Annotated in this window: 23 protein-coding genes and 1 tRNA gene; 9 read left to right on the top strand and 15 right to left on the bottom strand. The window is 70.3% G+C overall.

All coding sequences use genetic code 11. The annotated features are described in order from the left end of the window. Nucleotides 1–192: 192 nt before the first annotated feature. From AC0680_RS23520 to AC0680_RS23510, 3 genes are all read right to left on the bottom strand, one after another. A protein-coding gene (locus AC0680_RS23520; RefSeq protein WP_478631956.1) for an IS5 family transposase occupies nt 193–1,067 on the bottom strand; the annotation gives its coding sequence in 2 pieces (ribosomal slippage) (nt 193–674 and nt 674–1,067; 876 coding nt in all). 44 nt (nt 1,068–1,111) lie between these two features. Then, the gene (locus tag AC0680_RS23515; RefSeq protein WP_384427262.1) at nt 1,112–1,327 is read right to left on the bottom strand and encodes a tautomerase family protein; all 216 of its coding nucleotides are present in this window, start codon (nt 1,325–1,327) and stop codon (nt 1,112–1,114) included. 430 nt (nt 1,328–1,757) lie between these two features. Further along, nucleotides 1,758–1,829 (bottom strand) — tRNA-Val (locus AC0680_RS23510). Nucleotides 1,830–1,970: 141 nt separating this feature from the next. Between AC0680_RS23510 and AC0680_RS23505 the strand changes: the two genes are divergently transcribed. The 7 genes from AC0680_RS23505 to AC0680_RS23475 all read left to right on the top strand — a co-directional run bounded on the left by AC0680_RS23505 (nt 1,971) and on the right by AC0680_RS23475 (nt 8,717). Next, on the top strand, nt 1,971–3,356 hold the full coding sequence (locus tag AC0680_RS23505) for a hypothetical protein (protein ID WP_478631953.1): 1,386 nt from the start codon (nt 1,971–1,973) through the stop codon (nt 3,354–3,356). Between the two features lie 260 nt (nt 3,357–3,616). After that, entirely contained in the window at nt 3,617–4,330 is a 714-nt protein-coding gene (locus AC0680_RS23500; protein ID WP_478632039.1) for a DUF4383 domain-containing protein, read from the top strand. A gap of 149 nt (nt 4,331–4,479) precedes the next feature. Beyond that, entirely contained in the window at nt 4,480–5,184 is a 705-nt protein-coding gene (locus AC0680_RS23495) for a FadR/GntR family transcriptional regulator (RefSeq protein ID WP_478631950.1), read from the top strand. A gap of 334 nt (nt 5,185–5,518) precedes the next feature. Continuing rightward, nucleotides 5,519–6,664 carry a galactonate dehydratase gene (dgoD, locus tag AC0680_RS23490; RefSeq protein ID WP_478631948.1) on the top strand — a complete coding sequence of 382 codons (1,146 nt, stop codon included), beginning with the start codon at nt 5,519–5,521 and terminating at the stop codon, nt 6,662–6,664. Nucleotides 6,665–6,791: 127 nt separating this feature from the next. Then, nucleotides 6,792–7,412, top strand: coding sequence for a bifunctional 4-hydroxy-2-oxoglutarate aldolase/2-dehydro-3-deoxy-phosphogluconate aldolase (locus AC0680_RS23485; protein ID WP_478631946.1), 621 nt, complete (start codon nt 6,792–6,794; stop codon nt 7,410–7,412). After that, nucleotides 7,409–8,476: a sugar kinase gene (locus tag AC0680_RS23480; RefSeq protein ID WP_478632036.1), complete on the top strand. Its 1,068-nt coding sequence runs from the start codon at nt 7,409–7,411 to the stop codon at nt 8,474–8,476. Before AC0680_RS23485 ends, AC0680_RS23480 begins: the two co-directional genes overlap by 4 nt. A 25-nt stretch (nt 8,477–8,501) precedes the next feature. Beyond that, the gene (locus tag AC0680_RS23475; protein ID WP_399150737.1) at nt 8,502–8,717 is read left to right on the top strand and encodes an FmdB family zinc ribbon protein; all 216 of its coding nucleotides are present in this window, start codon (nt 8,502–8,504) and stop codon (nt 8,715–8,717) included. A 102-nt stretch (nt 8,718–8,819) separates the two neighbouring features. Here AC0680_RS23475 and AC0680_RS23470 read toward each other — a convergent pair whose 3' ends face one another. The 3 genes from AC0680_RS23470 to AC0680_RS23460 all read right to left on the bottom strand — a co-directional run bounded on the left by AC0680_RS23470 (nt 8,820) and on the right by AC0680_RS23460 (nt 11,468). Then, nucleotides 8,820–9,479 carry an O-methyltransferase gene (locus AC0680_RS23470; protein ID WP_478631941.1) on the bottom strand — a complete coding sequence of 220 codons (660 nt, stop codon included), beginning with the start codon at nt 9,477–9,479 and terminating at the stop codon, nt 8,820–8,822. Nucleotides 9,480–9,678: 199 nt separating this feature from the next. Then, entirely contained in the window at nt 9,679–10,338 is a 660-nt protein-coding gene (locus tag AC0680_RS23465) for a LuxR C-terminal-related transcriptional regulator (RefSeq protein ID WP_478631938.1), read from the bottom strand. Continuing rightward, entirely contained in the window at nt 10,329–11,468 is a 1,140-nt protein-coding gene (locus tag AC0680_RS23460; RefSeq protein WP_478631935.1) for a sensor histidine kinase, read from the bottom strand. The genes AC0680_RS23465 and AC0680_RS23460 overlap by 10 nt, the downstream gene beginning before the upstream one ends. Before the next feature lie 109 nt (nt 11,469–11,577). Here AC0680_RS23460 and AC0680_RS23455 point away from each other — a divergent pair, with 109 nt between their 5' ends. Then, nucleotides 11,578–12,216, top strand: coding sequence for a DedA family protein (locus AC0680_RS23455; RefSeq protein ID WP_478631932.1), 639 nt, complete (start codon nt 11,578–11,580; stop codon nt 12,214–12,216). Here AC0680_RS23455 and AC0680_RS23450 read toward each other — a convergent pair. The 3 genes from AC0680_RS23450 to AC0680_RS23440 are packed head-to-tail and all read right to left on the bottom strand — an operon-like array spanning nt 12,179 to nt 16,725. Continuing rightward, the gene (locus AC0680_RS23450) at nt 12,179–13,000 is read right to left on the bottom strand and encodes an HAD family hydrolase (protein ID WP_478631929.1); all 822 of its coding nucleotides are present in this window, start codon (nt 12,998–13,000) and stop codon (nt 12,179–12,181) included. The genes AC0680_RS23455 and AC0680_RS23450 overlap by 38 nt on opposite strands. After that, entirely contained in the window at nt 13,000–15,537 is a 2,538-nt protein-coding gene (locus AC0680_RS23445; RefSeq protein ID WP_478631926.1) for a phosphoribosyltransferase, read from the bottom strand. The genes AC0680_RS23450 and AC0680_RS23445 overlap by 1 nt, the downstream gene beginning before the upstream one ends. A gap of 15 nt (nt 15,538–15,552) precedes the next feature. Next, on the bottom strand, nt 15,553–16,725 hold the full coding sequence (locus AC0680_RS23440) for an HpcH/HpaI aldolase/citrate lyase family protein (protein ID WP_478631923.1): 1,173 nt from the start codon (nt 16,723–16,725) through the stop codon (nt 15,553–15,555). Nucleotides 16,726–16,942: 217 nt separating this feature from the next. Here AC0680_RS23440 and AC0680_RS23435 point away from each other — a divergent pair, with 217 nt between their 5' ends. Then, nucleotides 16,943–18,064, top strand: coding sequence for a TerD family protein (locus tag AC0680_RS23435; protein WP_478631920.1), 1,122 nt, complete (start codon nt 16,943–16,945; stop codon nt 18,062–18,064). A 52-nt stretch (nt 18,065–18,116) separates the two neighbouring features. Here AC0680_RS23435 and AC0680_RS23430 read toward each other — a convergent pair whose 3' ends face one another. From AC0680_RS23430 to AC0680_RS23405, 6 genes are all read right to left on the bottom strand, one after another. Continuing rightward, a complete protein-coding gene (locus AC0680_RS23430) occupies nt 18,117–18,863 on the bottom strand; it encodes a TerD family protein (RefSeq protein ID WP_468986254.1) in 747 nt (248 codons plus the stop codon). 94 nt (nt 18,864–18,957) lie between these two features. Beyond that, on the bottom strand, nt 18,958–20,088 hold the full coding sequence (locus tag AC0680_RS23425) for a DUF475 domain-containing protein (protein ID WP_478631918.1): 1,131 nt from the start codon (nt 20,086–20,088) through the stop codon (nt 18,958–18,960). A gap of 53 nt (nt 20,089–20,141) precedes the next feature. Continuing rightward, nucleotides 20,142–20,717, bottom strand: a complete 576-nt coding sequence (locus tag AC0680_RS23420) for a TerD family protein (RefSeq protein WP_384489083.1) — start codon at nt 20,715–20,717, stop codon at nt 20,142–20,144. 186 nt (nt 20,718–20,903) lie between these two features. After that, on the bottom strand, nt 20,904–21,479 hold the full coding sequence (locus AC0680_RS23415) for a TerD family protein (protein WP_128505933.1): 576 nt from the start codon (nt 21,477–21,479) through the stop codon (nt 20,904–20,906). 172 nt (nt 21,480–21,651) lie between these two features. Next, on the bottom strand, nt 21,652–22,110 hold the full coding sequence (locus AC0680_RS23410; protein WP_393487197.1) for a peroxiredoxin: 459 nt from the start codon (nt 22,108–22,110) through the stop codon (nt 21,652–21,654). Between the two features lie 148 nt (nt 22,111–22,258). Further along, nucleotides 22,259–22,687: a DUF3052 domain-containing protein gene (locus AC0680_RS23405; RefSeq protein WP_384427224.1), complete on the bottom strand. Its 429-nt coding sequence runs from the start codon at nt 22,685–22,687 to the stop codon at nt 22,259–22,261. Between the last annotated feature and the right edge of the window lie 204 nt (nt 22,688–22,891).

The following is a 22,891-nucleotide window of genomic DNA, read 5'->3' as shown; positions in this document are numbered from 1 at the left end:
GTGGGCACGACAGGATTCGAACCTGCTCCTTGACAGGAGAGGCCGGGCCACCAGGCCGATGGCTCGGGGAAGGAGGCCGCCAGGTCACGGATGCGCCGCCGCCTGGCGCCCGGCAGGAACTCGAGGACACCTACCGGCTGGGCCAGGGGTGTCCGATGGGGCAGGCCCTAGGGCGTGTTGTGAAAGTGCTGGTCACAGCCACTCGTTGAGGACTGCGACCAGCACAGTTGATTCGTAGCGGACGGCGAGTTTGTCGTATCTCGTGGCGACCGCGCGGTGCCGCTTGAGTCGGTTGATTCCGCACTCGACCGCGTGCCGCTGCTTGTAGTCGGTCTTGTCGAACGTCGGTGGCCGTCCGCCGCGCGAGCCGCGCTTCTGCCGGTTGCGGACGCGGTCCGCGGGGACCGGGATCGTCGCTTTGATGCCGCGTCTGCGCAGGTAGGAGCGGTTCTTGCGGGAGTCGTACGCCTTGTCAGCGCGCACTCGATCCGGCCTCTTGCGTGGCCGTCCCCGGCTGAGTCTGGGCACCCGGATTGCTTCCAGGACAGGCTCGAACTGAGGGGAATCGCCCCGCTGCCCGGCAGTGACCACCACCGCCAACGGCTTCTGGCCCTGCTCGACCGCGAGGTGAATCTTGCTGGTCAGTCCGCCCCGGGAGCGTCCGAGTCCGTGGTCGGCCGGCTCGACGGTGATCCCGCCGGGCGGTTCCTTCTGGAGATCCCCCTTTTCACCGCCCCAGCCGCGTGCTGGTGGGCACGGCAGACCGTGGAGTCGACATTCACGTCCCAGGTGATCATCCCCTTCGCGTCAGCCTCGGCCTGGAGCTGCGTGACGATCCGAGCCCACGTCCCGTCCCGCTGCCAGCGGCGGAACAGGTCATAGACCCGGTCCCATGGCCCGTACCGCTCCGGCACATCACGCCAGGGAGCACCGGTGCGGGTCCGCCACCGTATGCCGTCTATCAACTGCCGCCGCGTCCACACCTGCGGACGGCCCGGCTTGATGCCCTGCGGCAGCAACGGTTCAAGCCGGGCCCACTGGCCGTTCGTCAGATCCCCACGTCCCATGAGACGTGATCATCAGCGAACAAGATCAACTTTCGCAACAGACCCTAGCCGGCCCTCTTGGCCCGAACGTCCTCGGCGGTCAGGGCTTTACCACCGACCGCCCATTCGCCGCTGGGCGTCTCGGTGACCACCACATGCGTCACCGGTCGCAATGCCTCGCCTTCGATGGCGATCAACGCCTCGGAGACATCCTCGACCATCTTCTGCTTCTCTTCGGGGGTGAATACTCCGGCGATCACCTTGATGTCGATGAATGGCATCGGATGCCTCCCACAGATGGTGAGATCGAGCCGTCATGCCGCCTTGGGCGCCAGGGCCGAATGCGGTGCGGGCTTCGCGCTCTCTTCGGGGACTGGGGCGCCGACGCGCCGCGCCGACTCTCGCAGCCTGCCCGAACAACGGCCGTAGGAGGCGCCCGGTCCTCGCCGGGCCCGGTTCGCCGTCGAGCGGCGACGCTGATCGCCCACCGCTGCTGCCGGCCTTCCGGCGCTGACATGCTGCTACCAGTGTCGCAGACCCCGGAGCCCAAGGCCGGTGCACCTGTCGCCTGCCGGGCGAGCTGATCTCCGCGCCCGAAGTCATGACGCCGAGGAGCTGGGTGGGCCGCGCACCCGCGGCAACAAACGATCAAGGCCCAGGAATCCGAGTGCATCTCGGATGGCCTGGGCCTTCGTCGTTCTGCGTGGTGAGTGGGCACAGACGGATTTGAACCGCCGACATCTGCTTTGTAAGAGCAGCGCTCTACCGCTGAGCTATGCGCCCTGGTCGAGCCGACAGACTACCTTGCCTTCGGGGCTGGACTGCAAACCAGTGCGCGAAGTGCGAACTTACCGGCCGGTGTGTTCGTTTCCGGTGAGTGGGAGAATGGCATCCGTCCTGGGGCGAACCGATCGGGAGAGGGAAGTGACGGCGACACACACGCAGCCGCATGAGCAGCGAGAACGCCGTCGCGTGCGTGGAGGCCCGGTCCGGGATGCGGTGACGCTCGCGTTGCTGCCGTTGCCGTTGCTGATCGCGTTGGCTCCGATGGCGTTCGCCGGTGGGGGGACTCGTCGCTGGTTCGGGCGCGGGGAGAGCCAGCGGGCCGATGCGCAGGCCGCGAAGGATGCCGCGGCGGCGGCGTTCTACGAGCTGGACACCGCACACCGGGATCTGCGGATCTCCATAGAGACGATCACCGCGGTGGACAGTTCCCCTCAGGCGCAGCGGGCCGCGGCGGACTACGAGGGCTTCGGGCGGCGGATCGACGAGGTGAGTCACGGCTATATCACCGCGGTCGATTCCCATGATCTCGACCGCGATGATCTGGACGGCGCCGCGATGACACGGGCGCGGGCCGATCTGATGCGGGCCAAGGAGGAACTGGACCGGGTCAAGGGTGACCTCGACCGGTTCGCGCAGGGGCTGGGACCGCTGCTGCAGTCCGCCGAGACGCAGCTCGCGCAGCTCGCCCCGGCGGTGGAGCGGGCGCGACAGGCGCTGCTGGCGGCGAGCAACGCGCTGGACGCGGTCCGGGCCCAGGGCATGCGGGCGGACGATCTCGCGGCCCGGCTGGCGGCGCTCGGGCCGGAGCTGACCAAGCTCAATCAGGGCGCCGGGCAGCACGGCGTACAGGAGACCATCCGGCGCGCCGACGACGTGCTCCGCAAGTCCGAAGGCATACGGGCCGAGGCCGAGCGGTTGCCGGCGAAGGCCGCGGAGATCGACAAGCGGCTGGTGTCGCTGCGGACCCGGGCGCAGGCGATCACGACGCGCGCCGGGAAGGTCGATCCGGTCCTCAGCGAGCTGCGGCGGCGCTACAGCGCGGCATGCTGGCAGGACCTGCAGCACGTACCGGAGCAGGCGGCGCAGTCCGTGCGGCAGGCCGAGGTCAAACTGCGGGAGGCGCAGCAGGCGCGGGACGAGCAGCGCTGGGCGGATGCCACGAGCCGGCTGGCCACCGTGCGGGCGCTGCTGGACTCCACCGACGATGCGGTGTCCGCGGCCGGTGACCGGCTGCAGCGGCTCGATGCGGTCTCGTTCGACCGGCAGAAGGAGGTCGAACGGACCCGCTTCGCCCTCCGGGACGCACAGCGGCTGGCGATGGCCGGGCGCAGCACCCCCGACCCGCGGCATGCCCGCCCCCTGGACGACGCGGTGGCGCGGCTCGATCGTGCGGTCGCCGGCCTGGAAGGGCGGCATCCGGACTGGTGGCACTTCCTGACGGAGACGGAGGCGGTACGGCAGACGGCGGCCCGGGTGGTGCAGGAGATCCGGGACGCCAGGGGCGCGGCAGGGACCGCCGGCTGAGGCTGCCGGCGGGCCTCCTCATCGAGTGGTTCCCGCCGGCCCAGTGGGTGTGTCCCGCTGAGCTGCGCCGTGGGCGGCGGGTGGGCGGTCGTGTCGTACGGCTCAGAAGTGGCCCCGCTCCGGAGGCGTTCTTCCAGGTGCGATGGCGTGAAGCGGCCCGTGGGCGGATCCTGGAGATTGAGTACGGCCCAGGCGGCACATCTGCGCGAAGGAGGCCGGACATGGCTACTGGGGCTACTGGCCAGACCCTGCACGGGCCCATGGGGCGGCACCACCGGGCCAAGGGGCACCGTCGTGCCCGGTTCGACGAGCATCTGCCCGTGGATCACGGGCTCAGCAAGGTCTACCGCATCGGCGCCGGGCTGATGGGCCTGGTACTGGTCGCTTTCGGCATCCTCGGACTGACCCACCACATCGGCTTCTTCGACACCGGCGGCGACACCGTCGCGGGGCTGAACACCAACGGTTCCCTGAGCGTGCTGTCGATCGTCGTCGGGGCGATCCTCTTCGCCGGCATGGTGATCGGCGGGAACTTCGCCTCGACCCTCAACATCGTCTTCGGCGGCCTCTTCCTGCTGAGCGGGTTCGTGAACCTGGCGCTGCTGGACACCGGCGCGAACTTCCTCGCCTTCCGCATCCAGAACGTCCTGTTCAGCTTCGTGGTCGGGCTGATGCTGCTGGTCTTCGGGATGTACGGACGGGTCAGCGGTGGTCTCTCGGAGGACAACCCGTACTGGCGCGCCCGGCACCCGGAGGAAGCGGAACAGTTCGCCCGCGGGCAGGCGCATCCGGTGGCCGGCATGACGGCAGGCCGGCTGGTGGCGCGCCGGAAGATGCAGGGCGCCCCGCATGCCGGGCGCGGCTCGTTCGGCCCCGGTACCAGTAGCAGCATCACCCGAAGGGGCACCGGTGCCGGCTCCGGGAGCACGAGCACGGGCACCGGCGCGGGCGGCTCCGGCGGCAAGGGGACCTGACCGGGGCGAGGGACACGTCAGGGCGTACCGAGGTGGGATTGGGGTGCTCGGTACGCCCTGACGACCGGTGCCGGCAGGCGGCGGGTGGTTCGGGGCAGGGGGAGGCGGGGGCGCGGGGACCAGGGGCAGGGGGAGCAGGGAGCAGCACCATGAGCCGGTCGGAGCGCGCCGCCTCCGCCGCGGGCCACGGAGCGCACGGCGCGGCGGTCGAAGCGCTCGCCAGGCGGATCCTCCAGGGCACCTACGGCGAGGGGGAAACCCTGGTCATGCCGGAGCTGATGGCGGAGCTGGACGTCAGCCGGACCGTACTGCGTGAGGCGGTCAAGGTACTGACCACCAAGGGGCTCCTCGGCACCCATCAGCAGCGCGGCACCTTCGTCCGCCCTCGGGGGGAGTGGAATCTCCTGGACACGGACGTGCTGCGCTGGAAGCTGGCGGCCGGGGTGTCCTCGGACTTCTTCGCCGACGTGCTCGAACTGCGCCGCTCCATCGAGCCCGCCGCGGCCGCGCTCGCCGCCGAGCGCCGTACCGACGACGATCTGGCGGCACTGGACGCCGCGCTGAGCGCGATGGCCGCGACCGATGACGATCCGGTGCTGCTCGTACGCGCCGACGCCTCCTTCCACACGGCGATGCTGATCGCGTCGAACAATCGCTTCTACGCGCAGATGCACCGGGTGATCGTGCCCGTGCTCGTCGAGCGCGACCGGGAGGTGCTGGCCGCCGACCGCGCCTTCGAGCATCCGCATGCGGTGCACGCCGCGGTCGTCGAAGCCGTACGGAACCGGGACGTCGACGGCGCGTACATGGCGATGCTCGAACTGCTGGACAAGTCGGCGCGGGAGCATCCGTAGGCCGGGCCTAGCCGGGCCTAGCCGGGCCTAGCCGGGCCTAGCCGGGCCTAGCCGGGCCTAGGCGTGGCGCCCGCCGCAGTCGCGCTCGGAGTTCTTCGGGAGGGCGTGCCGGGCGGCCTACGGGACGGCGTACGGGAAGAGTCCGGAGGTGCGTAGGGGCGGAGGGGCTCGGGAAGGCGTGACCGGACTGTGTGATCACATCGGTCCTCGGGGGCAGCGGCGACGGCCCTTCCCGTTACGGCGGCGTCCCCTGCGGGCAGTAGATCGCGCACGGGCCCGCCGGGGGATGCACGTCCCGCCGTACGCCGCGCACGCCGAAAGGACGGTCCGGTCCATGAAGATCAGCCGCATCGAGACGTTCCTCGCCCCGCCGCGCTGGATGTTCGTACGGGTGGAGACCGATGAGGGCCTCGTCGGCTGGGGCGAGCCGGTGGTCGAGGGGCGGGCGGAGCCCGTCCGGGCGGCCGTGGAGGTGCTGTCCGCATACCTCCTGGGGCAGGATCCGGCGCGCATCGAGGACCACTGGCAGGTCATGACCAAGGGCGGCTTCTACCGGGGCGGGCCGGTGCTGTCGTCCGCCGTCGCCGGTCTGGACCAGGCCTTGTGGGACATCAAGGGCAAGCGCCACGGTGTCCCCGTCCACCAGCTGCTGGGCGGGCCGGTACGAGAGCGGATCCGGGCCTACGCATGGGTCGGCGGCGACGAACCGCAGGCCATCCGGGAGGCGATCACCGCGCAGATCGAGGCGGGCTTCACGGCCGTCAAGATGAACGGCTGCGGCCGGATGAGCCCGGTGGCGACCCGCGCCGAGGTGCGCGCATGCCTGCTCCGCGCCGAGACCGCACGCGAAGTCCTCGGTGAGGACCGGGACTTCGGGCTCGACTTCCATGGCCGGGTCTCCCCCGCCAACGCCCGCAGGCTCCTCCCCCTGCTGGCCGAGACCGCACCGATGTTCGTCGAGGAGCCGGTGCTCGGTGATTACCTGCAGGCCCTCCCTGATCTCGTCAATGCCTCCGGCATCCCCCTCGCACTCGGTGAACGTCTCTACACCAGGCGAGAGTTCCTGGCTCCGCTGCAGTCCGGCGTGGCGATCCTCCAGCCCGATGTCTCGCATGCGGGCGGTATCTCCGAGCTGCGCCGGATCGGCGCGCTCGCGGAGGCGTACGGCGCGCAGCTCGCCCCGCACTGTCCGCTCGGCCCGGTGGCACTGGCCGCCAGCCTCCAAGTCGCCTTCACCACACCGAACTTCCTCATCCAGGAGCAGTCCATCGGCATCCACTACAACCAGGGCGCCGAGCTGCTGGACTACGTCGCGGACCCGGAGCCGTTCCGCTTCCATGGCGGGTCGCTGCTGCGCACCGAACGCCCCGGGCTCGGTGTGGAGGTCGACGAGGCCGCCGTACGGGCGGCGGACAAGCGGGGACACGCCTGGCGGAACCCGGTGTGGCGCTACGAGGACGGTGGCTTTGCGGAATGGTGACAAGGTGCCGGCCGAAGCGCCCCACCCATGCGGCCGGGCCGGAATAATCGATGGCACCACCCGCGCGCCCGAACGACCCGCACGCGCGGCACACGCGCAGCGGGGAGCGGAGAAAGCAGGAATCGCCATGGACTTCAGCGAAGCGCTCCGGAACGACCGGCTGGTCGCCATCATCCGGGGCAGGGATGCGGAGGCGTCCTTCCGTACGGTCATGGCGCTTGCGGAGGCCGGCCTTGCGTTGATCGAGGTATCCCTCAGCGGCAAAGACGCGCTGAGCGTGATCCGGCGGGCCCGCAGCGAACTCGGCGATGCCGCCTGGCTCGGCGCGGGCGCCGTCCTGACCGGCGACGACGCCCGACGTGCCGCCGAGGCCGGCGCGAATCTCATCGTCACGCCCGGTCTGGGCGCGGGGCTGGAGGAGTCCGTACGGCAGGGACTGCCGACGCTCGCCGGGGTGATGACGCCGTCCGAGGTCATCGCCGCGGAGGCACTGGGTGTGTCGGCGCTCCAGCTGTTTCCGGCGTCGGCCGGCGGACCCGCGTATCTGCGGGCGCTGCGCGCTCCCTTCCCGGAGCTGCCGTTCGTGCCGGTCGGCGGGGTGGACGCGGCCGTCGCCCCGGCGTACTTCGACGCGGGAGCGGTGGCCGTGGGCGTCGGCTCGCCGCTCATCGGGGACGCGGCGGACGGCGGCGACCTGGACGAGCTGCGCAAACGCGCAGCGGAGTTCAAGGCGGTGTGCACGCAGTGACGGGGCGGCCGCCGGCGGCCGGCGGGGACGGGGAGGAGCGGCGCGGCGGCGAGGCTCCCGGTGGCGCCCTCCCCGCTTGCGGGCTCCCGGGGGAACGGGACCGCCCGGACGTCTTCACCGTCGGCGAGACCATGGTGGCCCTGCGCGGCAGCGGCCCGCTGAGGCTCGGCGGCACGATGCAGGTCTCCATCGCCGGGGCGGAGAGCAATGTCGCGATCGGGCTGGCCAGGCTCGGGCACGCCGTCCGCTGGGCGGGCACGGTCGGTGACGACGAGGCGGGAGCGCTGGTGCTCCGGACGCTGCGGGCCGAGGGCGTGGAGGTCTCCGCCGCCACCACCGATCCCGGCGCCCCGACCGGGCTGCTGCTCTTCGAGCCGCGGCTGCCGGAGGTCACCCGGGTGCACTACTACCGCGCCGGATCGGCCGGCTCCCGGCCGGCGGCGGCCGCCATCGACCGCGCCTTCCGCGCCGCTCCGCCGCGCGTCCTGCATCTGACCGGCATCACCCCGGCGCTGAGCCCTACGGCCCGCTCTGCGGCGCACCAGGTCCTCGACCTGGCACGCCGGTATCGCTCAAGGGTCTGTCTCGACGTCAACTTCCGCGCCCGCCTGTGGGCCGCCGAGGAGGCCGCCGCGGTCCTTCGCGAGTGGATCCCCTTCGTGGACGTCCTGATCGCCTCCGATGACGAGCTGCCGCTCTGCCTGCCCGACGGCGCGGGCGCCGCGGCGCCGGGCCACGCGGACCAGGCCCGGCTTCTGCTGGCGGAGGGTGTCGGTGAGGTGGTGGTCAAACTCGGCGGGAAGGGGGCGATGGCCTTCACCCGCGACGGCTGTGTACACCAGCCCGCCAGAGCGGTCCGTGCCGTGGACGCCGTGGGCGCCGGCGACGCCTTCGTGGCGGGGTACCTCTCGGCACTGCTGGACGGCGAGGGACCTGCCGGACGCCTTGAGCGCGGCGTCACGACGGGCGCGTTCGCGGTCGCCTCGCACGGCGACTGGGAGGGCGCACCGACCCGTGCGGAGCTCGGCATGCTGGACGCGCCACCCGACACCGTCGTGCGCTGATCAGCGACACGGTTAATCTGTGGCCATGCCTCGTTACGAATACCGGTGCCGCCCCTGTGGCTCCATCTTCGAGCTGAACCGGCCGATGGCCGAGTCCTCCGCCCCCGCCGTCTGCCCTGAGGGCCACGAGGACACCGTGAAGCTGCTCTCCACGGTCGCCGTCGGCGGCTCCGCGGCCGCCCCCGCGCCGAGCGGTGGGGGCGGAGGCGGCGGCTGCTGCGGAGGCGGCTGCTGCGGCTAGGCCGGCGGGGAGACGCGCCCCGGGCGGCGGCCGCGTGCGCTTCGGGAGGCGGCGGCCGCGTGCGCTTCGGGAGGCGGCGGCCGCGTCCTTCGGTCGCGGGCGCTACCGCTTGCGGGCCAGCGTCAGACCGTCCGCCACGGTGAGCAGCACCGCCTCCATGCGCCGGTCCGCCACCACATGGTCGTTGAACGCCCTGATCGCCAGGGCCGACCCGGTCGCCGCCGGGTCGGCGACCTCACCGCGGTACAGCACGTTGTCCGCGACGATCAGACCGCCGGGCCGCAGCCGCGGCACCAGCTCTTCCCAGTAGGCGATATAGCCCCCCTTGTCCGCATCGAGGTAGGCAAGATCAATGTGCGGCTCGCTCGGCATCGCCCGCAGCGTCTCCAGCGCGGGCGCGATCCGCAGCTCGACGCGGTCCGCGACACCGGCCCTGGTCCAGGCTTCCCGGCCGTACGCCGTCCACTCCTCGGACACATCGCAGGTGATCAGCGTGCCGTCCGCGGGCAGAGCCTGAGCCATGGACAGCGCCGAGTAGCCGGTGAACGTCCCCACCTCGACGACATGCCGCGCCCCGATCAGCCGCACCAGGAACGCGAGCAGCGGCCCTTGCTCCTCCGCGGACTGCATCCCCGCCGCCTTGGGAAACTGCTGCCGGGTGAGCTCCACGATGCCCCGCTGCGCTGGGTTCAACTGCGGATTGTGGGCGAGAACGTAGTCGTACAGCTCCGGCGTGATCGGTGTGCTCTTGGACTCAGCCACTTGCTCTCCTCTTGACCAAGGATCGCGGTCCCGGCCGATCACCGGACGGTGCAGCCGCCCGCCTCGGCGAGACTAGCCGAGCCACTTCGCCGCCAGCCGCTTTTCACCCCTCCCTTCACGAGCCTTCGCTCATCCCTCCCTGCCTGCCTGCCTGCCTGCCACACCTTGGCTGTCACGCCGTGAATGTCCGCCCGGCCTGTCACGTTCCCAAGTACCGCAGCACCGCCAGGACCCGGCGTGAGTATCCGGACGTACCGGTCAGGCCGAGCTTGTCGAAGATCGCGTTGGCATGTTTCTCCACGGCGCTCTGCGAGATGTGCAGCCGGGCGGCGATCGCCGCATTGGTGTGGCCCTGCGCCATCTGTGCGAGCACCTCCCGCTCGCGTGCGGTGAGGGTGCCCAGCGGATCCGAGCGGCGCGTACGCGTCAGCAACTGCCGTACGACTTCGGGGTCGAAGGCCGCCTGGCCGGCTCCCACCCTCTGCAGTGCGTCCAGGAACTCGTCCACCTGGACCACCCGGTCCTTGAGGAGATAGCCGACCCCCTCGCCGTCGTCGGTCAGCAGCTCCGTCGCATAGCGGCGCTCGACGTACTGCGAGAGCACCAGCACGCCGACACCGGGCCAGCGCTCCCGGATCTGCACCGCTGCCCGCAGCCCTTCGTCGGTGTGGGTGGGGGGCATCCGGACGTCCACGACCACCGCGTCGGGCTTCGTTCCCGTCTCCGCCGCACGCTCCAGCACGGCGATCAGCTGATCGGCGTCACCGACCGCCGCGGCAACCTCGTGGCCTTCCTCGGCGAGAAGGCGCACCAGGCCTTCCCGCAACAGGGTCGAATCGTCGGCGAGTACTACGCGCACGGCAGCTCCGCGGTGATGGTGGTCGGTCCGCCGGCCGGGCTGTCGACCCGGAACCGGCCGTCGAGGGCGGCAACCCTGCGGGCCATCCCGAACAGGCCGCTGCCGGAGGCATCCGCGCCGCCCAGTCCGTCGTCCTCGATGCATACGAGCACGGCGTCCTCACCACGGGCGACGCGGACGGTTATCAGCCCGGCATCGGAGTGCTTGACGGCGTTGGTGACCGCTTCGCAGACCACGAAGTAGGCGACCGTCGCCACCGTTGCCTCGGGATCGGCGGAGAGTTCGTAGTCCAGCCGCACGGGGATGGCCGAGCGCTCGGCGACGGTCTCCAGGGCCGCCCGCAGACCTGCCTCGTCCAGCACCGTCGGGTAGACCCGCCATGCCACTTCACGCAGCTCGGCCAGGGCCATTCCGCTCTCTTCGTGGGCCTGGCGCAGGAGTTGCTCGGCGCGCTGCTGGTCCTGGCTGCGCAGCGCGCGGCCGAGCAGCATCCCCAGCGCCACCAGCCGCTGCTGGACGCCGTCGTGCAGATCACGCTCGATGCGGCGTCGCTCGTCGTTGACGGCGGCGACGACGCCGGCGCGGCTGGCCGCCAGCTGCTCGATGCGCCGCTCCAGTTCCTCCTGGCGGCTCGGGCCGAGGTGGCGTCGCGCCAGCTTGGACTCCAGGCCGGCGACCCCGAACGCGCCCTGCATGCTGAGGAAAAGAAGGAAGAGGCCGCCGATACCCGAGAGGACGACGGTGCCGAAGTGCCGGACCTCGCCGAGCAGCAGGATGAAGATCCACGCGGTGCCGTACGCCGCTCCGATCAGGGCGGTGCTCAGCACGAAGACGCCCAGCAGGCCCAACGACCAGCGCAGCGAGAGATAGTGCAGGGCGCGGTGGTCGGTGTAGGCGTCGGAGGTCTCGGTCGTGAGGTAGTCGCGCAGGCGGCGCCGGTTGGCTTCGGTCAGGGCCCGTCCGCCGGCCGCCACGGGCCTGAGGACCGCGCGGCGGCCGCGCGGCCAGGCGAGCACGAGCAGCAGGGACAGCCCGGAGAGCACGACGAAGGGGAGCTCGGCGACGGATGCCACCGCGCCGAGCACCAGCCCTGTCGTCAGGCGCAGTCCGCGCCGTGCGATTCCCAACATGATCGAAACGCTAGCCGCCCCGCTCGCTGCCGCACACTGCGGAAAACCGCAGTCTTTTGTGCGGTCTTCCGCAATGTGCGGGCGGAGCGGAATTCATAGCTTTGAAAACATGATCGAGAGCATCGGAAACACCGCACCAGGCTGGATCACCGACCTCATGGACGCGCTCGGCGCGCCCGGCGCGGGTCTGGCGATCGCCGCCGAGAATCTCTTCCCGCCGCTGCCGAGCGAGGTGATCCTGCCGCTGACGGGCTTCGCGGCCGACCGCGGCAGTATGCATCTGGCGTCCGCGCTCGCGTGGACCACCCTCGGCTCGATGACCGGCGCCCTGGCGCTGTACGGCGTGGGGGCGTTGCTCGGGCGCGAGCGTACGGTCGCCATCGCCTCGAAGCTGCCGCTGGTCAAGGTCTCCGACATCGAGAAGACGGAGCGCTGGTTCCAGCGGCACGGGACGAAGGCGGTGTTCTTCGGCCGGATGATCCCTCTCTTCCGCAGCCTCATCTCGATCCCCGCCGGCATCGAGCGCATGCCGATACCGGTCTTCCTCGCCCTGACCACCCTCGGCAGCCTGATCTGGAACACGATCTTCGTCCTCGCCGGCTATCTGCTCGGCGAGCGATGGGAAGAGGTGACGGGATTTGTTGACGTCTATTCGAAAGTGGTCCTCGCGGCGGCGGCGCTGGCGGTGGGGGCCTTCGTGTCGGTACGGGTCAGCCGGCGCGGCCCGGGGATACGGCGCCGCGGATGAAGGCCCGCGTGATCTCCTCGCCGGCGGCGACACCCCGCGCGCCGAGCGCCGTGACGTGCGGGGCCTGCCAGCCGGAGTCCGCCAGCTCACCGTGCCCCGGGCGCCATCCCCGGTCCGCGGCCAGCAACAGGTCGGCGTCGAGCAGGGAGTCGCCGGCCGCGAGGATCTCGGACGCTCCGGTACGGCGCGCCACTTCCGCCACGGCCGCGCTCTTGGTCAGCGGCCGCGGTACGGCGTAAATCTTGCGGCCCTGCAGGGAGACGGTCCAGCCACGCTGCTCCGCCCAGTCGGCGAGGTCCTTCACCCAGGTCTCGGGCAGCAGAGACCGCTCCACGACGAGATAGGCGAAGAGGTCCTCGGCGACCCGCTCCTTGAGCAGCCAGGCCGAGTCGGCGGTGCGGACGAGGTGTGTGCGGATCTCGTCCAGCGGAGCGCAGTGCGAGGCGAGCCGCTCGGCGACCGTGCGCTGCCAGTCCGGGTCCGACTCACCCCGTACGAGCAGATGGCCGCCGTTGGCGCAGATCGCGAACTCCGGTGCGGGACCGGGGAGATGGATGCGTCCGTACTGCTCACGGGTGCGGGTGGTGGTCGGCACGAAGGTGGTGCTGCCTGCCAGTTCGGCGAGCAGCCCGGCGGCCGTCTCCGTCATATAGGACAGCGGCTTGCGCTGGTAGGTCTCGACGCACAGCAGCCGCGGGGCCTCGGCGTCGGGCATGGCCAGGTCCAGCGCGGCCGCCGAATAGATCAGCGTGCGGTCGAGGTCGCTGGCGACGATCGTGCTCATCAGCCGGCCACCGCCTTGCCGTCAGCGCCCGTCGCCCCGCGAGTGAAGCGGGGGTGGATCAATCCGACACAGGTGTAGGGGAGTTCGTCGACCTCTTCGACGGGCACACCCCTTTGTTCAGCCAGGAGGCGCACATGATCGAGATCGGCTCCGGCGCCCTGCCGGGCCAGAATCTTCCAGGGGACCCTGCGCAGCAGTACCCGCGTGGTCTCGCCGACACCCGGCTTCACGAGATTGACGTCGTGGATGCCGTACTCCTCACTGATCCGCTCGACGGCCGCCCAGCCCGCCCAGGTGGGGGCACGGTCGGCGGTGGCCAGCTCCTTCACCTTGGCGGCGACCTCCCCGGCGACCTCGTCGAACCGCGCGCCGACCGCGTCCAGGAACGCGCGCGACACATCGGACGTGGCCAGCTCGCGGTAGAACTTCGCACCGTGGAAGTCGTCCGGTCCCACGAGGTCGTCGCGCAGGACCGTGCGCGATATGAGGCCGGAGACGGTGGAGTTGAGGCAGGCGGACGGGATGAGGAAGTCGTCGCGGGTGCCGTAGGTCTCGACGCAGCCGCCGGGGTCGGCGAGCACGGCGATCCGCGGGTCGAAGCCCGGGAAGTCCGCCACGGCCCGGGCGAGTTCGCGGGTGATGGCGCCCTTGCCGGTCCAGCCGTCCACGAACACGACGTCCGCGGGATCGTGATGGGCGGCCAGCCAGCGCAGCGCGGTGGTGTCGATACCCCGGCCGCGGACGATCGAGACCGCGTAGTGCGGCAGGTCCAGGCCGTGGGCGTGCTGCGCCCAGCGCCGCATCAGCACACCGACGGGCGTACCGGCCCGCGCCAGCGACACCAGTACGGGGCGCCGGCTGCGTTCGGCGAGCACGGTCTCGGTGACGGTCCCGACGGCGCATGCGATCCGGTGCGCAGAGGCCTGCAGCGCGCTGTGGAACAGCGCCTGGTACTGCTCGCTCGGCTGGTATTCGACCGGCAGCGACTCGGCGTAGTGGGCGCCGCCGCGCTGAATCGCCTCCTCGCGTTCCTCGGTGGGCGCTTCCAGGGTGATGTCGGACAGGTCCTGCAGCAGCCAGCCGACCTCGTCGGCGTCGTAGGAGGAGAAGGCGGGGCCGCGCAGCGGCTCGGGGAGGGACATGGGCCGGGCCTGGGGTCGCGGGGCGTACGAGGGGATGACGGCGAGCAGCAGCCGGTCGGTGTGCTCGGCGAGACGGTCCAGCAGACCGTCGGCGGCGTGCAGTTCGGGGACGTCGCCGTGCGAGTCCACGACGGCGACGATGGCGTCGAAACGGCGCGCCGGGTCGGTGCCGGCCGCGACGTTGTAGGCGTACCGCTCCCCCGGCCCGTCGGCGGGCCGGTCGTGGGCGGGGAAGGACAGCCGGGTCCGTATCGCGTAGCCGGGGTCGTCCACGGCGAGCACGGGCGAACGGGTGGTGGTCGAGAAGTGGACGCCTGGGCCCGCGGCCGGCTCGGACGGCTCGCCGGTCCGAGGCGCGTCGGCGGCCTCCCCTCCCTCGCCGACCAGGACGTCCAGCGCGCCGGCTATCCGCAGCGGTGCGTACATCAGTTCCTCGTTGCCCAGGACGAGGACGCGGCGGGCGCCGTCCAGATGCCGCGCGATCCGGGCCGCCATGCCCGGCAGAGCGGACTCCAGCCGCTCGCGGTGCGCGGGTGTGAAGCCGTGCCGCCCGCCGTCGGGCAGCCCGGCGGGCCAGTCGAGGTCGATCCGTACGACGTCCGTGCGATGGCTGCCGACGGGCCCCGCCGCGCTCCCGGATCCGGCCGCCGGCCCGTGTGCCGCGAGGGCCTCGTGCTCGGCGACGAGTTCCTGGCCGCGGACCAGGACGTCCTCGGGCAGGCGCACGCCGCCCGCGGCAAGGGCCACGAGGTCGACGCGGGCGCCCAGTTCCGCCGCGAACTTCTCCAGCCGGCTGCGGTCCGCGTCGGAGCGCATATCGACCAGGGCGACGACGACGTACCGCTCACGCGGGAAGCGCGCGTGCAGCGCCTTGATGGTGTTCAGAACGGTCCTGCCGGTGGAGAACTCGTCGTCGACGAGAACCAGCGGCCCGTCGCCGGCCAGGAGTTCGCGGTTCTCCGGGAGCAGCAGGTGCGAGGTGGCGTGGCTGTGCTCCTCTTCGAACCCGCCCGCCTGCGCCACGCCTTCCACCGGTCGGCGGGTGGAGTGCAGATAGGGCGCGAGCGCCAGGCCGTCCGCCACGGAGTGGCCCAGGCCGGTGGCGGTCTCGGCGTAGCCCAGGACGACGGAGCGGGCGGCGGCCTCGTCTCCGAGCAGCTCGCGCACCCGGCGCCCCAGCCCGAAGCCGGCGCCATGAACCACGTCCGGTCGCTGCGGCACGTGCTTGCCCAGCACGTTCGACACGAGCAGATGGGCCCGCTTGGGGTTGCGCCGCAGCGCCAGCCCCAGCAGTTCCGGCAGCTCGTCCCCGCCGCTCAGCGAGACCCCGAGCCGACCGGCGACCCATTCTCCCGTCCACACCACGCGTTCCGTCTCCTCCGTCGTACCGTTCATGTCGTTCGCCGTATCTCAGGTCTGCGGCAGGCTTGCCGTCAGCAGCTCCACGAAGCCGATGCCCTCCCGGGCGACCCCGAAAGCCTCCGCGCGCAGCAGGGTCCGTTCGGCCCAGGCGCGGTGCGGCTTCACCTCGTTCATCTTGTTCGTGTAGGCGGAGCGCAGGACCCCGCCGTCGCACCGCTCGGGCCGCAGGATGTCCGCGGCGTCGCTGAACTCCTCATGGCTGACGACCGAGAGGGCGTGCACCGGCGCGACATGCGAGGGGTGGATGCAGGTCTTGCCCTGCAGGCCGTTGGCGCGGTCCAGTTCGATCTCGCGCAGCAGACCGTCCATGTCGTGCTCGATCAGAGCTGTACGCAATTCCTCGGCGCGGCCCAGGAACGGGCTGCGCCGCAGCTGTGGCTTGAACATCCGCTCGTGCAGCCGGAAGTACTCCCACACCGGGCCGGTGACCGTGAAGCCCGTGCCGTCCGCCCGGCCCAGTACGTTCACCACGTCGGAGATCACGGAGGCGACGATCTGGACGTCGTAGGCGGTCATGTCGGGCGGTCTGCGCAGGCCGTAGGCGGAGCAGAAGTCCGTGACGCCCAGCCGCAGGGCAAGGACCCGGTCCCGGTACTTGTCCACGGTCCTGGAAATGCCCTGAAGGGTCTCCGCGCGGCTCTCCAGATGCAGCAGCTGCGGGGATTCGAGCACCGGCATCGCGAACAGCCGCCGGCCGCAGGCCGACTCGGTCGCGGTCAGCGCCTCGAGGAAGGGGACCCCACGCTCTTCGGTGAACTTCGGAAGTACAAATCCAGACAGCCTGTGCACCGTCGACCCCAGGCGGCGCACCAGATCCGGTATCTGGCCGGGGGTGCGGACGCGGATGAACAGCAGCGGAAGGTCCCCTCCCGCGTCGGCGGCCTCGTCGAGCAGACCGAACTGCCGTACGAGGTTCGACTCGCCGGCCTCGACGTCCCCGTCCCCTATGGAATCTTCGAGGCACAGCACCATGGACATCACGCCACGCCCGGCCTGCTTGAGGACGTCGGCGGCGAGCCGGGGGCGAGTGGCGGGGCTGTAGAGCGTGGCACCGAGGGCGACCGAGAGCGTGCGGGCCGGGGAGTCGGCGGTGAAATCCACCGGCTCCTGATGGAACAGCGCCTTCCGAATATCGGGCGGAAGGTACCCAAAATGCCGCATATATCTCCCCGTATGGATGCGGGACCGGGCACCCCCGCTGCGTCTCGCTGTCTGGATCCAGCCGGTAATCGTACGTGCGTGGGGGTGTGGTTAGTTCCCGCGTGCGTGAAAATCACGTAACCCGCATGGGGCCTTCAGATGTCCGTGACCGCTCCCCCTGCACCGCTCCACGGCCCCCGCGTTGTCCCTGCGACCTCCGGGAAGGCAGGATTGCGGCATGACGCACGCGATGCTGAAAGGGTCGAACGTACCCCTCGATGCCACGGCTGTCCGGGCCGTCCTGCGCTGGACGCCCGGCGCCGGAGTCCCCGATGTCGATGCCTCGGCCCTGTTGGTGGGGCCCGAGGGAAGCGTGCGCTCCGATGAGGACTTCGTCTTCTACAACCAGCCGCGGCACCCCAGCGGCCTGGTCCGGCACCTGCCCAAGGCCCGGCTCGCCGACAGCCTGACGGAGACCATCGAGGCGGACCTGGCCACCCTGGATCCGTCAGTCGACCGGGTGGTGCTGGCCGCATCGTCGGACGGCGGCGCCTTCGCGGACGTAGGGGATCTGCGGGTCCTGCTGTACGACGCGGCGGAGAGCGACGGTGAGCCGCTTGCGGTCTTCGACGTGGTGCCCGAGACCGGCGACGAGTCGGCCCTGATCTGCGGGGAGTTGTACCGCCGCGGCGAGGGCTGGAAGTTCCGCGCCCTGGGGCAGGGGTACGAGACCGGCCTGGTCGGCCTGGCGACCGAGTTCGGGATCTCGGTGGAGGAGAAGGACACGGCCGGCGAGAGCGCGGCCGCACCGGCCCCGGAGACACCGTCGACGCCGCCCTCGACACCGCCCGGCTCGGAACCCACGGAAGCCCTCCCCGCACCCCCGCGGAGCGAGCCCGCCACCCCGGTGACCCCACCGCCGAGCGCCTGGCCGGAAGAGGCCTCCGGGCCGCCCTCCGCGGCCGGTCAGCGGACCTCCGCCCCCGACCCGCAGACCTCCGCCCCGTCGAACCCCGACGCCGTCACCCAGCATGTGCCGGACGCGATGCCGGAGCCGTTCTCGGCCGCACCACTGCCGCCTGCCGCCGCGGCCTCCCCGGCGCCCGCACCGACGAGCGGCGGCTACGGCTACCCGCACAACGTTCCGCCGCCGCCCGCCCAGCCCCCGGCCCAGCCCGCCTACGGCTACCCGGGGCCGCCGCCCCAGTACCAGCCCCAGCAGCAGCCGCCCACGTACGGCTATCCACAGCAGCAGCCGCACCCGGCGGCGACATACGGCTATCCGATGCAGCAGCAGCCGTTCGTGCCGGACCCCTCGTTCGTCCTGCCGCCCCAGGGCCCGCAGTTCCAGCGCCGTTAGGGGACAGCCTGCGGGGCGCCTCCTGAGGGCGGTGCCCCCGGGCACCGGCGGGTCACACCTTCGACTTGTACCCGCGCCCCCACTGCAGCCCCCAGCCGTACAACCGGTCGAGCTCCGCCTGGAAGCCGTAGACGTACTTCACCTCGCGGCGCACCGTCAGCTCGCCCTTGTTGTTCTCCAGCATGAAGATGGCGCAGGAGCGGGCCTGTGGCGCCCGTTCGTCGAGTTTGATCTCCATCCGCGGGCCGTTGCTCGGGTAGAGCGTCACGACCGCGTGGGTACGGTCGAAGGCGGGCGTGCCGTCGTAGATGTAGACGAAGATCAGCATCCGCTTGATCTCGTCGCGTTGGTCCATGTTGATGTACAGCGTCTCGCCGGACGGGGAGCCGAAGCGGTCGTCGCCGCTGAGCTTCACGAACGGCGCGGCGTTGAGATCGCCGAGGAAGTTGCCCAGCGGCTGCACCACGCCCTTGGTGCCGTCCTTGAGCTCGTACAGGCAGGCCAGGTCCAGGTCGATCTTGACCACGGCCGGTCCCTGCGCCTGGACGATCTCGGGCTTGAACAGCTTGCCCGGGTGGCGCAGCAGACTGCCCTTGCCCTGCCCGCCCCGCTCATGGAGGTCCGAGGTCCGCATCTGCCAGTGCAGATTGACCCGCAGATGCCCCGTGGCCGCCCCCTGCTTGGTCAGGGAGATGACCGGATTGCGTTTCGTCAGCTCGACGACGTACGACGCCCCGCCGCTGTCGAAGTCCATCTTCTGCGCGCCACCGCGCCACAGGTTCCCCAGGAACGACACCATGCCCACCCCATTGCTCGGCCCCAATTACCGCGGGGCGGCCCGAGGTCCGCACCCCAGGCCGCCCCGCAGAGAGCGTTCCTCAATCAGCGTCCTGTCACACTCCGGACGCCACTTCCGACTTCGCCCCGCCCTCGGCGCCTGGTTTACCGTCCCGCCGGTTCTTCGCCACCGAGGACCAGTACGACAGGGCGATCAGCACGACACCGATCAGGCCGGTGACGACCTCGGGGATCTCGTACTTGATCGTGATGAGCAGGATGACCGCCAGCGCGCCGATCGCGTAGTGCGCACCGTGCTCCAGGTACACGTACTCGTCCAGCGTCCCCTTGCGGACCAGGAAGACCGTCAGCGAACGGATGTACATCGCGCCGATGCCCAGACCCAGCGCCATCTCGAAGATGTCGTTGGTGATGGCGAACGCGCTGATGACACCGTCGAAGGAGAAGGACGCGTCGATGACCTCGAGGTAGAGGAACATGAAGAACGCGGCCTTGCCGGCCAGCCCGACGGCCGCGCCGGTCCCCTTCTTCGCGGGCGCCGCGGCGGCCTCCTCGCCCTCGTCCTCCTCGGCGTCCTCCAGCTTGTCCTCGAAGTAGCCGGAGATACCGCCGACGACGAGGTACGTGATCAGACCCGCGACGCCGGACAACAGGACCGTGGCGCTCTTGTCACCGCCGCCGTGCGCGACGTCGGTGGCCACCGTCATGGCGCTCACCAGCAGCGCGACCAGCGCGATGATGATCGAAAGCGTGTCGAGCTTGCCCAGCTTGGCCATCGGCCGCTCGATCCAGGCCAGCCACTTGTAGTCGCGCTCCTCGAAGATGAAGTCGAGGAAGATCATCAAAAGGAACATTCCACCGAAGGCCGCGATGGCCGGGTGGGCGCTGGTGACCAGCTCCTCGTAATGCGCCTTGTTGTTGATGGCGAGATCGACCGCTTCGATCGGCCCGATCTTCGCGGTGATCGCGACGATGACGACCGGGAACACCAGCCGCATGCCGAATACCGCGACGATGATGCCGACGGTCAGAAAGATCTTCTGCCAGAAGGCGTTCATCTTGCGCAGGATGCCTGCGTTGATCACGGCGTTGTCGAACGAGAGCGAGATCTCCAGGATGGACAGGATCCCGACAATCGCGAGCCCTTGCCACCCCCAGAGCACGCCGGCCAAGGCGAGGCCGAGCACCGTGACGGCGAACGACCAGCCAAAGGTTTTCAGGAGCACTGCCTACCCAATCCCTCGCTGTATGGGGTCCCCCGCGCGCAGCGCGCGGCGCTTTACGAAACGTTGACCCCGAAGTCTAGAGCGATGCCCCGCAGGCCCGACGCGTACCCCTGGCCTACCGCACGGAACTTCCATTCACCCTTGTGGCGGTATACCTCGCCGAAGATCATCGCGGTTTCGCTGGAGGCGTCCTCGCTGAGGTCGTAACGGGCGAGTTCGCTGCCGTCGGCCTGATTGACGATCCGGATGAAGGCGTTGCTGACCTGGCCGAAGCTCTGGCCACGGAGATCGGCCTCATGGATCGAGACCGGAAAAACGATCTTGTCGACCTGCTCGGGCACCTGCGCGAGGTCCACCAGGATCGACTCGTCGTCGCCGTCTCCCTCTCCGGTCAGGTTGTCCCCGGTGTGCTCGACGGAGCCTTCGGGGCTCTTGAGGTTGTTGTAGAAGACGAAGTACTGGTCCCCCAGCACCCGCCCCGACTGGCACAGCAGCGCGCTGGCGTCGAGGTCGAACGGTGCTCCGGTCGTGGACCGCGCGTCCCAGCCGAGACCGACCATGATCTGCGTGAGATTCGGAGCGGCCTTGGACAGGGAGACATTGCCCCCCTTGGCGAGCGTGACGGTCATCGTGCGCTTCCTCCCCGGTGTCAGCACGGGCCATGCCAGGCGCGGCCCGCCTCTTTCAAGCGTCCGGCGCCGCACTCCCCCGGACGGGGGCGTACGGCGCCGGACGCGGTTGCTCTGCGGCACGGGCGATCACTGCGGTGGCGTCGCTCGGCCGGATATCGACGATCGGATCCCGGATCCGGTCGATCAGACGTTGACGCCGAAGTCCTGTGCGATGCCGCGCAGGCCGGAGGCGTAGCCCTGGCCGATGGCCCGGAACTTCCACTCCGCGCCGTTGCGGTACAGCTCGCCGAAGACCATGGCGGTCTCGGTCGAGGCGTCCTCGCTCAGGTCGTAGCGCGCCAGCTCATTGTTGTCGGCCTGGTTGACCACGCGGATGAAGGCGTTGCGGACCTGGCCGAAGCTCTGCTGACGGGTCTCGGCGTCGTAGATCGACACCGGGAAGACGATCTTGGCGACATCGGCCGGCACGCCGGCCAGATTCACCTTGATCTGCTCGTCGTCGCCCTCGCCCTCGCCGGTGATGTTGTCACCGGTGTGTTCGACCGAACCGTCCGGGCTCTTCAGGTTGTTGAAGAACACGAAGTTCTGGTCGTTGGCCACCTTGCCCTGGTCGTTCGTCAGCAGGGCGCTGGCGTCCAGGTCGAAGTCCGTACCGGTGGTGGTACGCGCGTCCCAGCCCAGACCGACGATGACGGCGGTCAGATTGGGGGCTTCCTTCGTCAGCGAGACGTTGCCGCCCTTGCTGAGGCTGACTCCCACGAGTCCTCCCATAGATTCGAGGGGTACGTAAAGATTTGCGCCCCCGTCGTGCATGGCATCGGATCAACGAATTGATCCTAGTGACCGGTTCCCGCCGATTGCAGATATCGCACCCGGATCAGTGCGGATGTCGGCCGGCGGACGCCCGGTGCGTCCCAGCGCGCGCGTCGGCTCAGAGGGTCCCGAGGGCCTTGACGTAGTCGTTCAGGTCGCGGGCGTCGGGCAGGCCGTTGACGACCGTCCAGCGCACCACGCCCTCCTTGTCGATGATGAACGTGCCGCGCACCGCGCAGCCCTTCTCCTCGTCGAAGACGCCGTACGCCCGCGAGGCCTCGCCGTGCGGCCAGAAGTCCGACAGCAGCGGGTACTCCAGGCCCTCCTGCTCGGCGAAGACGCGCAGCGAGAACGGGGAGTCGTTGGAGACGGCCAGCAGCTGGACGTCGTCGTTGACGAACTTCGGCAGCTCGTCGCGGAGCGCGCACAGCTCACCGGTGCACACGCCGGTGAAGGCGAAGGGGTAGAAGAGGAGGACGACGGCCTTCTCGCCGCGGAAGTCGGAGAGCCTGACCAGCTCGCCGTGCTGGTTCTTCAGCTCGAAATCCGGAGCCTTCGTGCCGACCTCGATCGCCATGGGGTGCTTCCCTTCCGCTCACGCTCAACAGAACGCGACCAACCCTACGCGCCGGGGTGAGTGGCCGGGGAACCTGTGCACAACGACTCCGAGCCCCCTCCTGAACAGGGCGGAGGGGGCTCGGCGGCGAACGTCGAAGCGGTACTGCTCAGCGCTTGGACTTGGGCGTCACCAGTCGGCTGCCGGCCCAGTCCTTGCCTGCGTTGATGCTCTTGGTCTGGGACAGACCCGCGGTCTGCGCGGCCTCATTGATGTCGCTCGGCTCGACATAGCCGTCGCGGCCGGTCTTCGGGGTCAGCAGCCAGATCTGCCCGCCCTCGTCGATCAGGCCGATGGCGTCCACCAGAGCGTCCGTGAGGTCGCCGTCCTCGTCGCGGAACCACAGCAGCACGACGTCGCAGACGTCGTCGTAGTCCTCGTCGACGAGATCCTGGCCGATCACGGTCTCAATGCCTTCGCGGAGATCCTGATCGACGTCGTCGTCGTAGCCGATCTCCTGGACCACCTGTCCGGGCTCGAACCCCAGCCTGGCGGCAGGGTTGGTCCGCTCCTCCGCGTGGTCCGCGGTCGCGCTCACGGATTGCCTCCTGTCATGTTTCGGGTAATGCTCGGGGACCCCGCGCGTGCGCGGAGCATTGGGCGTAGTCCACACGGGCCGGGCGGATCGCGCAAGTACCCGGCGGTCCAGACCGCCGAAACGGTGACGTTTGGAGGCGTCTCACCGCAACTACGACCCCAACAGGACAGGCTGAAGTGATTCACGCCACAGCGTTCTGCGGGG

This window comes from Streptomyces sp. NPDC043738 (assembly GCF_056436545.1).
Note: the sequence above shows the minus strand (reverse complement) of the source record. Positions and strands in the feature narration are given on the sequence as shown.

Coding starts and splice junctions, on each gene's coding strand:
- AC0680_RS23515 (WP_384427262.1), bottom strand. CDS start 1,327: ATGCCATTCATCGACATCAAGGTGATCGCCGGAGTATTCACCCCCGAA.
- AC0680_RS23500 (WP_478632039.1), top strand. CDS start 3,617: ATGGGGCGGCACCACCGGGCCAAGGGGCACCGTCGTGCCCGGTTCGAC.
- AC0680_RS23475 (WP_399150737.1), top strand. CDS start 8,502: ATGCCTCGTTACGAATACCGGTGCCGCCCCTGTGGCTCCATCTTCGAG.
- AC0680_RS23440 (WP_478631923.1), bottom strand. CDS start 16,725: ATGCGGCATTTTGGGTACCTTCCGCCCGATATTCGGAAGGCGCTGTTC.
- AC0680_RS23485 (WP_478631946.1), top strand. CDS start 6,792: ATGGACTTCAGCGAAGCGCTCCGGAACGACCGGCTGGTCGCCATCATC.
- AC0680_RS23445 (WP_478631926.1), bottom strand. CDS start 15,537: ATGAACGGTACGACGGAGGAGACGGAACGCGTGGTGTGGACGGGAGAA.
- AC0680_RS23460 (WP_478631935.1), bottom strand. CDS start 11,468: ATGTTGGGAATCGCACGGCGCGGACTGCGCCTGACGACAGGGCTGGTG.
- AC0680_RS23430 (WP_468986254.1), bottom strand. CDS start 18,863: ATGGTGTCGTTCCTGGGGAACCTGTGGCGCGGTGGCGCGCAGAAGATG.
- AC0680_RS23435 (WP_478631920.1), top strand. CDS start 16,943: ATGACGCACGCGATGCTGAAAGGGTCGAACGTACCCCTCGATGCCACG.
- AC0680_RS23495 (WP_478631950.1), top strand. CDS start 4,480: ATGAGCCGGTCGGAGCGCGCCGCCTCCGCCGCGGGCCACGGAGCGCAC.
- AC0680_RS23455 (WP_478631932.1), top strand. CDS start 11,578: ATGATCGAGAGCATCGGAAACACCGCACCAGGCTGGATCACCGACCTC.
- AC0680_RS23410 (WP_393487197.1), bottom strand. CDS start 22,110: ATGGCGATCGAGGTCGGCACGAAGGCTCCGGATTTCGAGCTGAAGAAC.
- AC0680_RS23450 (WP_478631929.1), bottom strand. CDS start 13,000: ATGAGCACGATCGTCGCCAGCGACCTCGACCGCACGCTGATCTATTCG.
- dgoD (WP_478631948.1), top strand. CDS start 5,519: ATGAAGATCAGCCGCATCGAGACGTTCCTCGCCCCGCCGCGCTGGATG.
- AC0680_RS23420 (WP_384489083.1), bottom strand. CDS start 20,717: ATGACCGTCACGCTCGCCAAGGGGGGCAATGTCTCCCTGTCCAAGGCC.